The organism is Leptospira gomenensis (genome assembly GCF_004770155.1).
Classification (GTDB): Bacteria; Spirochaetota; Leptospiria; order Leptospirales; family Leptospiraceae; genus Leptospira; species Leptospira gomenensis.
Genome location: NZ_RQFA01000006.1, coordinates 1 through 755, shown reverse-complemented (window position 1 = coordinate 755; position 755 = coordinate 1). Strand labels below are relative to the sequence as shown.

Sequence of the window (755 nt, the reverse complement as noted above, 5' to 3'; positions counted from 1 at the left end):
TTGTGCTCTGTATGCGGATCCGCAGAGCGATTTAACGAAATCGATTTATGCGACTCTTGAAAAAAAGGGGTGGGTTGACAAACGATTTGCGTTCATTGTTTTGCCGGACGGGCCGAATCAATGTGAGGATCGATTACGAAATAGAAAACTGGAAGAAAGGCTTGCGACTTTGATGGAGAATCTTGGAGCAAAAAACTATGTGAAAGATTTTTCTGTCGATGAAGAGAAGACTCTAAACCCGGAGAGGAGATACTGTCCAACGGCTTTACTTAAAACAAGAAAAGTAGATTTTTTGGTTGTGGTTAATTTCTTAGCAGGGGTTTATAATGGCTTTCTTTATGGCCCAATACTCGGTAATCGTGAATTTAGATTTACATCAGGAAGCATTGATCCATCTCTCCAGGCCAATTTGCGTTTAGAAATAGAAGGGAAAGAAGCAGCCGAATTGAAGATTCATAAAGATGTTCGTAATTTAAAGATTTGGACAAAACTTCTGAAGCGAATTTCGGGAATGTCGTCCCTGACTGATTTAGTAGAATTGAGGGTAGATGAATTAGATTTACAGAATATCCCAAGATTTGACTTTGATCGCCCTTACCGATTAGGAATTTTTAATAATTATATTAAGGATATACATGCGAGTGATTTTGATCCGAACGCGTTCAGTGTAGATATATCTCGGAACCTACTGGAAGACGATGTTTGGTTTTGTGAAACAAGTACGATTCGGGAAATCAATGTTGTCCGTAACAAAC

1 pseudogene is annotated in these 755 nt (G+C 38.8%); it reads left to right on the top strand.

Going from position 1 to position 755, the window contains the following annotated elements:
• Positions 1–755: pseudogene (locus EHQ17_RS20020) on the top strand (leucine-rich repeat domain-containing protein); the annotation flags it as partial.